The 11918-nt window shown below is 47.0% G+C and carries 12 protein-coding genes, 2 tRNA genes, 1 rRNA gene and 1 pseudogene; 4 read left to right on the top strand and 12 right to left on the bottom strand.

The features are described from left to right. Positions 1–34 precede the first annotated feature (34 nt). A complete protein-coding gene (locus K2225_RS17905) occupies positions 35–751 on the top strand; it encodes a CPBP family intramembrane glutamic endopeptidase (protein ID WP_160917518.1) in 717 nt (238 codons plus the stop codon). A gap of 1 nt (position 752) precedes the next feature. Further along, positions 753–953: a YdiK family protein gene (locus tag K2225_RS17910; protein WP_089654970.1), complete on the top strand. Its 201-nt coding sequence runs from the start codon at positions 753–755 to the stop codon at positions 951–953. A gap of 44 nt (positions 954–997) precedes the next feature. Here the strand turns inward: K2225_RS17910 and K2225_RS17915 are convergent, their stop codons facing one another. Further along, positions 998–2410 (bottom strand): MDR family MFS transporter, encoded by a 1413-nt coding sequence (locus K2225_RS17915; protein WP_220585990.1) that lies wholly within the window; start codon positions 2408–2410, stop codon positions 998–1000. Positions 2411–2585: 175 nt separating this feature from the next. Between K2225_RS17915 and K2225_RS17920 the strand changes: the two genes are divergently transcribed. Beyond that, positions 2586–3407, top strand: a complete 822-nt coding sequence (locus tag K2225_RS17920; RefSeq protein ID WP_220585991.1) for an SDR family oxidoreductase — start codon at positions 2586–2588, stop codon at positions 3405–3407. 35 nt (positions 3408–3442) lie between these two features. On the opposite strand, the pseudogene K2225_RS17925 reads toward K2225_RS17920, so the two are convergent. The 3 genes and pseudogenes from K2225_RS17925 to moaC all read right to left on the bottom strand — a co-directional run bounded on the left by K2225_RS17925 (position 3443) and on the right by moaC (position 5217). Continuing rightward, a pseudogene (locus K2225_RS17925) lies at positions 3443–3998 on the bottom strand (GNAT family N-acetyltransferase). A gap of 61 nt (positions 3999–4059) precedes the next feature. Beyond that, positions 4060–4719: a redox-sensing transcriptional repressor Rex gene (locus K2225_RS17930; RefSeq protein ID WP_146815935.1), complete on the bottom strand. Its 660-nt coding sequence runs from the start codon at positions 4717–4719 to the stop codon at positions 4060–4062. A 15-nt stretch (positions 4720–4734) separates the two neighbouring features. Then, entirely contained in the window at positions 4735–5217 is a 483-nt protein-coding gene (moaC, locus tag K2225_RS17935; protein ID WP_220585992.1) for a cyclic pyranopterin monophosphate synthase MoaC, read from the bottom strand. 160 nt (positions 5218–5377) lie between these two features. Here moaC and K2225_RS17940 point away from each other — a divergent pair, with 160 nt between their 5' ends. Beyond that, complete coding sequence (locus K2225_RS17940) at positions 5378–7315, top strand: ABC-F family ATP-binding cassette domain-containing protein (protein WP_220585993.1); 1938 nt, start codon at positions 5378–5380, stop codon at positions 7313–7315. Positions 7316–7691: 376 nt separating this feature from the next. On the opposite strand, the gene tsaD is transcribed toward K2225_RS17940, so the two are convergent. The 8 genes from tsaD to rrf all read right to left on the bottom strand — a co-directional run bounded on the left by tsaD (position 7692) and on the right by rrf (position 11910). After that, entirely contained in the window at positions 7692–8723 is a 1032-nt protein-coding gene (gene tsaD / locus K2225_RS17945) for a tRNA (adenosine(37)-N6)-threonylcarbamoyltransferase complex transferase subunit TsaD (RefSeq protein WP_220585994.1), read from the bottom strand. Continuing rightward, on the bottom strand, positions 8720–9163 hold the full coding sequence (rimI, locus tag K2225_RS17950) for a ribosomal protein S18-alanine N-acetyltransferase (protein ID WP_220585995.1): 444 nt from the start codon (positions 9161–9163) through the stop codon (positions 8720–8722). The genes tsaD and rimI overlap by 4 nt, the downstream gene beginning before the upstream one ends. A 1-nt stretch (position 9164) precedes the next feature. Beyond that, positions 9165–9851: a tRNA (adenosine(37)-N6)-threonylcarbamoyltransferase complex dimerization subunit type 1 TsaB gene (gene tsaB / locus K2225_RS17955; RefSeq protein ID WP_220585996.1), complete on the bottom strand. Its 687-nt coding sequence runs from the start codon at positions 9849–9851 to the stop codon at positions 9165–9167. Next, entirely contained in the window at positions 9848–10303 is a 456-nt protein-coding gene (gene tsaE, locus K2225_RS17960) for a tRNA (adenosine(37)-N6)-threonylcarbamoyltransferase complex ATPase subunit type 1 TsaE (protein WP_220585997.1), read from the bottom strand. The genes tsaB and tsaE overlap by 4 nt, the downstream gene beginning before the upstream one ends. Then, positions 10304–11290, bottom strand: coding sequence for a thiamine-phosphate kinase (gene thiL, locus K2225_RS17965; protein WP_220585998.1), 987 nt, complete (start codon positions 11288–11290; stop codon positions 10304–10306). A gap of 156 nt (positions 11291–11446) precedes the next feature. Continuing rightward, positions 11447–11523 (bottom strand) — tRNA-Asp (locus K2225_RS17970). Between the two features lie 113 nt (positions 11524–11636). Beyond that, positions 11637–11713 (bottom strand) — tRNA-Met (locus K2225_RS17975). A gap of 83 nt (positions 11714–11796) precedes the next feature. Then, positions 11797–11910 (bottom strand): 5S ribosomal RNA (gene rrf / locus K2225_RS17980). Positions 11911–11918 lie beyond the last annotated feature (8 nt).

Consider the following 11918-nt stretch of genomic DNA (forward strand, 5'->3'; position numbering starts at 1 on the left):
ATTAAAAGGTATTTATAAAAGGAGTCGTGCCTTTATGCCGAAACATTATTGGTACATCATTGTGACCTATCTCATCACACAGATTTCTGCCATTGCGGCTGTCCCGGTTCTTGTCCAGGCAGCGGGGATGTCCCGCTTCGATGCGATTGCCGTTTGGTCTGTGTTCAGTTTTACAATTGCAACCATCATCATTCTTCTCCTGCTCCGCCGCGATCCAAAGGATGCATTAGCCAGGAGCGAGGATAAAGCAGGGCCGGGTAAAGTCGTCCTCTGGTCGATTGCCGGTGTCTTCTTAGCATTGTTCGCGCAAGCCATTGCCGCGACCATTGAACGTGAATTGTTCGGTGTATCGCCGGGATCTGAGAATACGATGGGATTAATGGAAATCGCCCGTGAATCGCCTTTGTTCATCCTCCTTCCTGTCGTGTTTGCACCGATCACGGAAGAAATCATCTTCCGTAAAATTATCTTCGGTTCAATCTATAAGCGGACGAATTTCTGGCTGGCCGTTCTCGTATCCGCTCTCGTCTTCGGAGCGTTCCATTTCGATTTCAGCCACATGTTAGTCTATTTCTCCATGGGAGTCGTTTTCGCCTTCCTTTATGTCAAAACAAAACGAATTATTACACCAATCGTGGCTCATATGGCGATGAACTCGTTTGTTGTCGTTTCGCAGTACTTCCTCACTGAAGAGGATATCCGCCGCATGCAGGAACAGCTGGAGACCATCTTTATTGGAGGCTTTTTATAATATGAGAACATCACCCTTATTCATGGCTTTTCTTTACATGATGATGGGCGTGGCATTCACCTACATTGCCGCCCAGTCGGCAGAAGAGACGGTATGGAATGCGATGACCATCATCCTGGCCATTGTCGCGACATTCAACATTGCCGTAGCCATCCGGCTTTTTAATCTTCACAACAAGATAAAAAATGCAAAAAAGAAATAATGCCGCAAAAAAAAGCAGGTCCACACTCGTGAACCTGCTTTTTTCTATGCTTCCTGCTTCTCTTCGTCATCCTGCACACCTTTTAATATGAAAGAAAATGGAATCGCGATGATCAGCACAATTGCAGATACGAGAAACGCTTCATTGAGCGTCTGCAAGGTAGCTTCCTGCATATCGATACCTGGATTTGCTGAGACCTGCGCTCGTCTCACTTCATAGTAAATAGAGAAAAACACGATCCCCAGTGAAGAGGAAATCTGCCGGATAATGTTGTTCATGGCAGAGCCCTGAGCCACAAGATGTTCCGGAATACTGTTCATGCCTGACGTCGTTGCTGGCATGTTCCCCATCCCCATCCCGAGACCTCTCACCGTATTCAAAAGAAGAATCAGCCAGTACGGGGTGGACAGCTGTAAAAAGCTTAAACCCAAGGTTGCAAGCGCCATAATCGTAAGTCCTGGTGGCACGACGTATTTCGGGCCTTTCTTATCGAGGATACGTCCTCCGATCGACATAAACACCCCACTCGCGGCAGCGGCCGGCAGGAACAACAGGCCCGTCATGACTTCGTTCAGGCCGTACACATTTTGAATCAGTAACGGCAGCAGGAAGATTCCTGAGAACAAGCCGATCGATGCCGCTGAAGTGACGACGATGGAAACGGAATAGGTCGGCACTTTAAAGACGGATAAGTTCAACAGTGGATCATCCTGGCGGTTTTCGTAAAAGACGAAAAGGACGATGGCGATCAGCCCACCCACAATCAATGCAATGTTCAAGGGATCGAACAACGTTTCAAGCGTGCGCCCTCTCCCTAAGGCAAACAGCACCGATCCGATGCCTGCAGCAATAATAATGAAACCGACAAGGTCAAACCGCTTCGTCGGATCCGTTTCGGTACGTTCAAGAAATTTCGAAGATAAAATAAGTCCCGTCAGTCCGAACGGAATGTTAAAGGCGAATAACCACGGCCAGTCGAGATACTGGATGAGAAATCCACCAATGGTCGGTCCGATCGCTGGTGCGACCATAGCGGCAACACCGTACACGCCCACCGCAAGCCCCCGTTCATAACGTGGAAACGAATTAAAGATGAGCGCCATGGCGATCGGCATCATCAATCCGCCGGCCATTCCCTGAATCGCCCGGGATAAGATGACCATACCTAGCGTCGATGAAAAGAATCCGAGCGTGGAGCCTGCAAGGAAAATACAGAGTCCGACGAGGTACACTTTCTTTTTCCCGAACCGGTCACCGAAATAGCCGGTGAGCGGCATCGTCATTCCCATCGAGACCATGAAGATCGTCAAAATCCACCCGACCGCCACGGCATCCGATTCGAAAATCTCGATGAACCGTGGCAGGATCGGGTTCAGCATACTATTGTTCAAAATGACCGTGAACGTCCCGAACAGGACAGACACGACCACGAGCCATTTATGAGGCAGTTTACTCAATTGTGTCACCCGCTTTCTTTCGATACGCGAACTAGTATTTACTATACCACCTCAGCTGTTCCTTAACCATGATCCCGCACGTTTCGACTGTAAGCGCCTTCTGTGCTCTCAAAGGTTTACAACGTTTCTATAAGGGGGTAAAAGTCATACCAACGACAAAAGGAGGTTCTTTAATATGGGACGTTTAGATAATAAAACTGCTGTCGTCACCGGCTCTGCAACCGGAATCGGTGCGGCCACCGTAAAACGGTTCGCCAGTGAAGGAGCGACGGTCGTCTGCGGGGATATCAATGTAGAAGAAGTCCAGAAAACCGTGGATGAAGTGGAGAGCGAGGGTGGAAAAGCAGAAGCCGTAGAGCTTGATGTTTCCGATGTGGACAGTGTCCAGCAGTTTGCCAATTACGTAGAAGAGCATTACGGGAAGGTCGACATCCTGTTCAACAATGCAGGTGTCGATCAAGAAGGTGGAAAGGTCCACGAATATCCAGTCGAGCTGTTTGATCAAATCATCGCCGTCGACTTGAGAGGAACCTTTTTGACAAGCAAATACATCCTGCCGCTTATGCTTGAAAATGGAGGCTCTGTCATCAATACATCATCCATGTCCGGCCAGGCCGCGGATCTCGACCGCTCCGGATACAACGCAGCGAAAGGCGGCATTACGAACTTCACGAGAGCGATGGCGATCGACTATGCGCGTGAAGGGATCCGCGTCAATTCAATTTCCCCAGGTACCATCGAAACGCCACTCGTCCAAGAGCTGGCCGGAACGAAGCAGGAAGAAGAAGGACGGGAGTTCCGAGAAGCGAATAAGTGGGTCACTCCGATGGGACGATTGGGACGTCCGGAAGAAATGGCCAATGTCGCCCTTTTTCTAGCTTCTGATGAAAGTTCGTATGTGACAGGAGAAGACATAACGGCGGATGGCGGCATTATGGCCTACACATGGCCTGGTAAGATGCTGATGGACAAAAGCTGGAAAGAGAATACCGAGTAACCTAAAAAGAAGCTCAGCGTTAGGCTGAGCTTCTTTTATTCTGCGTTCTTATAGTAGATCAAATTGTCCGTCCATTCCCCAAACTCATGAATGAACCCTTTTCTCGTGCACTCATACTCTAACCCAATACTTTCTGCCAGTTTTATGGAAGGTGAGTTATCCAAGTTGATGTGGGCCTCGACACGGTGGTAATTCAATGGATGAAAAGCAATCTGTAACGCTTCGGCGACCGCTTCTTTTCCGTACCCTTTCTGCCAATGTTGGTTATGCAGTGCATACCCGATTCTCCCCCCACTGAAAGTCATACCTTACTAAAGTAGAGAAATCGATCATCCCTACGTGTGTATGGTCTTCCTTCAGAAATACACCGAAAACATAGGCGTTATCCTCCGAAGCTAATTGCTGATGTTTCTCGACCAGCTTCCCAAACCATTCTTCCGTACATTCACTCATATCAATCTGCCCTTCATCATGCCGATGCTTGGACGGGAGCCGACTCTCAAATCCTTGCAGCCAGCTTTCATAGTCTTCTTTTTCCAGCGGTTTTATAATTAGTCTCTCTGTTTCTGATTGAACCGTGAAATTCTCCAAAACCCTTCCCCCTATAAAAAAGAGTGAGAAACCAAAATGATTTCACACTCGTTTGTCTTACTTATTGATCTTCTTCCATTTCCTCTTCGTTCAGTGGATAATGCTTCAGAAAATAAACGAGTGCCTGCAGCTCAATGGCAAGGTCGATATGATGGACCCTGACATTCGATGGCACGCTGATTCTCGCTGGTGTAAAGTTGAGGATTCCTGAGATCCCCGCTTTCACAAGCCTGTCCGCAATGCCTTGAGCGGCAGATGATGGGACCGTGAGGATGGCAACGGAAATGTCGCCGAGCTTCTCCTCTAGATCGTCTATGTGCTCGACACCGACGCCACCGACTTCAGAACCGATCCGCTCCTCATTCGCATCAAAGGCGATTTCAATTTTCGTATTGTTATTTTTCGTGAAGTTATAGTTTAAAAATGCTGTCCCGAGATTTCCGACACCGATCAAAGCGACACGTGTCGTTTCATCCTGATCGAGCGTCTTTCTGAAAAAGGAGAGCAAATACTCGACGTTGTAGCCGTACCCTTTTTTCCCGAGCGCTCCAAAATAGGAGAAATCACGGCGGATCGTCGCTGAATCAACTTTGACCGCATCGCTCAGTTCTTTCGAAGACACACGCAGTTTGCCCTGGGTATGAAGGTTGTTCAAAAAGCGATAGTAGAGCGGCAGCCGCTTCGCTGTCGCCTGTGGAATCTTCGTTTGTTCGATATCCATTAGCACCGGACTCCTTTATCTGTTTCTCGTATAGTCGCCGTTCTTCCCGCCTGTCTTCTCTTTCAAGTAGGTCGGGCCGATGACCATTCCTTTATCTAACGCTTTGCACATATCGTAAACCGTGAGGGCTGTGGCGGAGGCGGCCGTTAGCGCTTCCATTTCCACACCTGTGCTTCCCTTTGTCTTAACAGAAACCTCGATGTTTAATGTCGGGTGGTCTTCTGTTTCCCAAGCGAAGGACACATCGATACCTTTTAATGACAACGGATGACACATCGGAATCCAGTCAGACGTCTTTTTCGCTGCCATGATCCCTGCGACCTGAGCCACGGAAAGCACGTCCCCTTTTCCAATCTCATGGTTGGTGATTTTATGATAAATCTCTTCGTTCAATTGTACACTCGTTGCTGCCACAGCCGTCCGTACGGAATCTTTTTTGTCTGAAATATCCACCATACGGGCGCGGCCCTGATCATTGAAATGACTGAACTCCGCCATTTTCTTCTACCCCTTTTTGTTAACAGTACTGATTGAAACACTACTCTTATTCTACCAAAAAATCAAACGGAAGTCGTTAAAGATTTCACATACTTCAGGAGCATTGTGTTGCTAGGGGATGCGCCTATGAGATACACTGATTTTATTGAGGTGAAACGACATGATTCTCATGCAATTGAACCAATTGACGAAGCGTTTCGGCGCCGAGTTGATTTTATCGAATATCAAATTGGAAGTGCAGATGAACGACCGGATCGCCATCGTCGGTCGGAACGGAGCAGGAAAATCGACCCTGCTTAAAATGATGGCAGGTGAAATGAGTCACGATGAGGGCAATATTTTCAAACCGAAAGAAACCACGATGGGTTACCTGGCCCAAAATACAGGGCTGCAGTCTGAGGAAACGATTTGGAATGAGATGGAGAAGGTGTTCACCCACCTGAAGGAGTTGGAGAAAGAACTCCGCTCCATGGAAGTGCAAATGGCGGATCCGGACTTGCTTGACGATCAAAAACGTTACCAGCAGCTGTTAGCGGATTATGACCGCAAACAGGAATACTTTAAGACTGCCGGCGGCTACCAGTATGAAGCAGATATCCGCGGCGTATTGAACGGGTTGAATTTCAAAAACTTCAACTGGAACACACCCATCAACTCCTTGAGTGGCGGGCAGAAAACACGCTTGGCACTCGGAAAGCTTTTGCTCACAAGTCCTGATGTCCTGATCCTCGATGAGCCGACCAACCATTTAGACATCGATACGCTAAGCTGGCTTGAAGGTTACTTGCAGGGCTATCAAGGAGCCGTGGTCATCGTCTCCCACGACCGCTACTTCCTCGACAAGATCGTCAATACCGTGTATGAAATCGCGTTTCAATCATCCAAGCGATATCACGGCAACTACAGCGACTATTTGAAAAAGAAAGAAGCGGACTACGAGCAGGAACTCAAACGCTTTGAGAAACAGCAGGAAGAAATCAAGCGAATGGAAGATTTCATTCAGAAAAACATCGTCCGTGCGACGACAAGTAAACGGGCGCAAAGCCGCCGTAAACAGTTGGAGAAAATGGACAAGCTTGAAAAACCGAAGGACGACAACCAATCAGCGAAGTTCAGTTTCCAGACAGCAAAACGAAGCGGTAACGATGTGCTGAAGCTGCGCAATTATGCGTTCCGTTATGATGACAGTAAGGACTACCTTTTTGACAACGTGTCCCTCGACTTGAACCGCGGCGATTCTGTTGCGCTCGTCGGACCGAATGGTGTTGGAAAGACGACGTTATTGAAGACACTCATCGGTGACTTGGAACAGTCAAAAGGTGAAAAGCTGATCGGTACGAACGTGCAGATCGGTTATTACGATCAGGAACAAACAAAACTGAACTCAACCAAAACCGTCCTCCATGAACTTTGGGACGAATACCCGATGAAAAACGAAAAAGATATCCGCACCATCCTTGGTAACTTCCTTTTCTCAGGTGAGGATGTCCTGAAGCCTGTCTCTGCGCTTAGTGGTGGAGAGAAAGCGAGACTGTCCTTAGCGAAACTGATGATGCAGGAAGCGAACTTCTTAATCCTGGACGAGCCGACCAACCACCTGGACCTCGACAGTAAAGAAGTATTAGAAGCAGCGCTTGTGGATTATCCAGGCACGCTCTTGTTCGTTTCCCATGACCGTTACTTTATCAACAAGATTGCGACACAGGTTGTGGAAATGAATCCTGAAGAGACTCGTCTGTTCCTTGGTGATTATGACTACTATGTAGATAAGAAGCAGGAAGAATACGAATTGCAGCAGATCGAAGAGGCAGAACGACTTCAGAACGAACCGAAGAAGCAGGAAGTTCAACAGAAGAACAGCTTTGAAGAAGACAAAGCGGCAAAGCGTGAAGAACGAAAGAAAAACCGCCGCATCACTGAGATCGAAGAAGAAATCGAACAGCTGGAAGCGAGACTCGAAGAAAACGAAGAGCTCCTCTGTGACCCTGAGATCTATCAGGACCACGAAAGATCTCTGGAAATCACAGAAGACAACAACCAGCTCCAAACCAAACTTGAAGCCCTCATGGAAGAATGGGAAACCCTCCACGACTCATAAATGGAAGAAACAGGTGTACCAGGTCATCCAGAATATGGATGACCTGGTACACCATTTTTTTACATCCAAGGCACATGCATAAACCTGTATGAATGGTGATTCATATCCACATAGTTTTCAACAGTTGAATAGCTATATTACCAGTTTTCAACAGGGTTATGCACATTATCCACAAAATAACACAAACTTATCCACAAAAATGATACCGTTTTCTTTATTGATTCTACTTATCCACTGATTTTTCATCCACTGTATGTTTATGCACATGTGGATAATTCACACATCCTATTTCATTCCCTACTTATACACAAAGTTGATAAAATGGGAAAAGCTCTCCCTGTCTATAAAGGAGAGCTTTGATCGTTCGTTCACGATCTTATTTTTTCCTCGCACCAAAAAGTTCAAGGTCCAGTCCTGGGTTGGCGTTCAGGTCCCATCCAGCCCGGTGCCCCTGATTATAGGCAACCGCTCCAGCCGCAGCGATCATTGCGGCATTATCTGTGCACAAATGAAGCGGTGGAATGAGCAGTTCTGTTTTACTATCTTTGAACTTCTCCTGAAGCGCCGCTCTTAATCCCTTGTTGGCAGCGACGCCACCCGCAACGATCATTTGTTTCACACCATACTCCTCAGCAGCTCGGAATGCTTTTGTGGATAACACATCCACAACACTTGCTTGAAAGCTTGCGGCAACATCCTCGGGTTTTAAATACTCATCGCGTTGTTTCGCTTTATGAAGCCTGTTAATCACAGCCGATTTCAAACCGCTGAAACTGAAATCATAGGAACCATCTTCAAGCCATGCACGAGGAAAATCGATGGTCTCTTCTCCTTCTTGAGCAAGACGGTCGATTTGAGGCCCTCCTGGATATGGAAGCTTCAATGTCCGTGCCACCTTGTCGTAGGCTTCCCCTGCGGCATCATCCCGTGTTTCACCGATAATTTCAAAGGATCCGTGTTCGCGCATCAACACAAGCTCTGTGTGTCCGCCTGAAACGACGAGGGATAACAGCGGGAATTCAAATTCCTTTTCCAAACGGTTGGCATAAATGTGACCTGCAATATGATGAACACCTACAAGTGGCTTCTGTTTCGCAAAAGCGATCGATTTCGCTGCATTGACCCCGACTAGAAGGGCGCCGACCAGTCCTGGTCCCTCCGTCACAGCAATGGCATCCATATCGTCGAGTGTCATTCCTGCATCCTCGAGGGCTTCTTCAAGTGTGATCGTCATCTGTTCAATATGGTGTCTCGAGGCAATCTCCGGTACCACCCCACCGAAACGCTTATGACTCTCAATTTGAGAAGCGACGATGTTCGTTATCAGTTCTGTTTCGTTTTTGACAATCGCTACGGCTGTTTCATCACAACTCGTCTCAATCGCTAAAATGTATTGATCTTCCTTCATTTTAATCCCACCCACATCACTAACGCATCTTCACCGTTATCCGAGTAGTACCTCTTCCGGATCCCTCCAGGTACCATTCCGAACTTCCGGTACATATGCTGCGCGGCTGTATTTGAAACTCTCACTTCAAGCGACAGCTGGATCGCTCCATGCTCAATCGCTTCATTACATGTATGGCGGAACAATCGCTCTCCATACTTGTTTCCTCTATGATCCGGATGAATAGCAATATTCGTGACATGCGCCTCATCAATGATCAACCATAAACCACAGTATCCAATGATTGTATCTGCTTTTTCTACGACATAATAATGCGCATAAGGGTTATCTTCCATTTCTTTTTCAAAGGTTTCCTCAGACCATGGAACGGCAAAGGAAGCCTTCTCGACATCCATGACAGCTGTGACATCATTCTTCGTCATTCTCCTGATTGTCGCCATCCTACTTCTTCCCCTGCTGCTCCAACCATTTAGCTTCTGCCTCAGGAATCCGCAAGTAGTTCGGCACAAGGTTATGCAACGGACCTGGTTCCTTCTCTTCTGCAACAGAAGCGATGATGGCCGGTCGGGCATAGTGATAAGGAGATTTCGGAAGAACCGCCTGATCGCCGAGAATCTCGACGATCTTTTCTTCATGCACAGCTATATCCTGACTGAGGAAAAGAACAGGTTCGTCCAATTCCTTCAATTGATGAAGCCAATCTTCCATGAAGACGTTCGTCTCATCCTTTTCAAGTGTCATATCTGACCGATACAGCCCTGTATAGACGAGTCCTCGTCGTGCATCAAAGAACGGACAGACATACCCTTGGAAAAAAGCTCCCTGCCTTGCTACAGCTTCTAAGCTCGAAACACCTACTACTGGGATCCCGAGCGACCACGCCATTGTCTTTGCCGTTGTCAATCCGATTCGTACCCCCGTATAGGATCCGGGCCCATGAGCAACCGCAATTCTGTCCAGATCACTTGGGCTCATCCCTGTCTCTTTCATCACCTGATCAATCGCAGGCATTAAGCGGATGGAGTGATTCTTTTTGATATTCGTCACATATTCACCGGCTACAGCCCCATCTCTGATGACCGCAACTCCCATGACATAATTCGAAGTGTCTATCGCCAGTACATTCATTCTAAAATCTCCTTACATAAGGCTTCCAAATGATTGGATGACGTTTCAAATGTGAACATCCGTGTCGCGTCGTCCAAATAACGAATGGTAATGTCCAGTCGTTCATCAGGTAAGAATTCCTCAATGAACTGGGCCCATTCCACGACCGTTACTCCGTCCCCTTCAAAGTACTCATCAAAACCGAGGTCCTCATCACTCTCTTCCAGACGGTACACATCCATATGATAAAAAGGGACACGCCCCTGGTATTCTTTCATAATCGTAAAGGTTGGACTGTTGATCGTCCGTTTCACACCCAAGCCCTTGCCCAGCCCTTTTGTAAACGTCGTTTTTCCTGCACCTAAATCGCCCTCTAATGTCAGCACATCCCCCGGCAGCAAACGTTCCCCGAGCTTTTCTGCCAACTGCTGTGTTTCTTCTATAGAAGAGCTTTTCCATTCAAATGTTTTCATTCAATCACTCTTTTCCTTCAAATGAGTATAACCGGAAGAGGTCATTGGCTCCCACTTTCCCTTTCGATCAAGCATCACAACGGGTGCAGAGCCCTCTTTCACTTTTACGTGGCCGATTTTACTTACTTTAATACCTGCGTGTTCGGCAGCTTTTATTACTTGTGGCCAGTCTTCTTCAGGCACGGATCCAAGCAATTCAAAATCTTCTCCCCCTGATAATCCCCATTCCTCATGATGTTCAGGGAAAACCTTGCGGATCGCTTTGGAAAAAGGTATGGCTTCTGACTCAATAAACAGATCAACATCAGACGCATCCGCAATTTCCTTCGCTTCATTCGCAATTCCGTCACTTACATCATTCAAAGCCATCCGTTCAATCTGGGATAAATGTGAGGCAAAAGAAACTCTCGGCACAGGAGTTTGATGACGCTCAATAAGATATGTAATCTCCACAGGATTTTTTCGTTGTGGATTCAACAAGCATTCCAATCCTGCCCTGGAATCTCCGAGGGTGCCCGTGACAAACAATACATCCCCAGGCTTCGCTGTCGAACGGTATCTCGCTTTTCCTTTATGAACCAACCCTATAACCGTAACACTTAACGAGAGCTCTCTCCCGGATACCGTGTCGCCGCCTATTAAATCCATTTGATAGGAATCTCCAAGCTTCTTCATTCCCTCATAAATACGTTCAAGATCCTGCTGACTCCAATCAGAAGGAATAGTAATCGAAACCATGTAAAAAGCAGGCGTACTGCCCATCGCAGCAAGATCACTGATATTTGCAGCCAACACACGGTAGCCAATCTTCTCAGGTTCCATCGTCTGCCTTGTAAAATGGACTCCTTCCACCATCGTATCCACAGCTGTCACTATATCATGCCCCGATGGACGGAAGACCGCTGCATCGTCATCAATACCTTTTATTAAGGAAGATTGGCGGTAATAATCCGGCTTGATTGATCGTATAAATGAAAACTCATCCATGTGTATGTTCCTTTCTCTTATGACCGCTTTCTAAAAAGACCGGCCGACCGTATAATCGTAATATTCCTATTATACCAAGAGAGAGGCACATTTAAAAAATTCCATAATAAAAGCCTTAGGAAAGGTTCCTAAGGCTGAACGTTTAATTTTAAGTAGTGGCGGTCCGGACGGGACTCGAACCCGCGACCTCCTGCGTGACAGGCAGGCATTCTAACCAACTGAACTACCGGACCATAATTTCTCATAAAAAAAGAAAGTCAAATGACTTAATAAAAATTGGTTGCACTTATTAGTACTATGATTTTTATTTAACTCGGATGATTACTCAACGTAGTTAAATAAAATTTGGTTGCGGGGACAGGATTTGAACCTGTGACCTCCGGGTTATGAGCCCGACGAGCTACCAGACTGCTCTACCCCGCGATAATGTGGGATTCTTTAATAAGTTCCCATAAGATTTAATTGTGAGCTATTTCCTATTATACTACATTTCAGAAAATAAATCAATGTGGCGGCGTCCTACTCTCACGGGGGTAAACCCGACTACCATCGGCGCTGAAGAGCTTAACTGCTGTGTTCGGCATGGGAACAGGTGTGACCTCTTCGCCTTCACCACCACATCAATATA

The organism is Halobacillus sp. Nhm2S1 (assembly GCF_019599545.1).
Lineage (GTDB): Bacteria > Bacillota > Bacilli > Bacillales > Halobacillaceae > Halobacillus.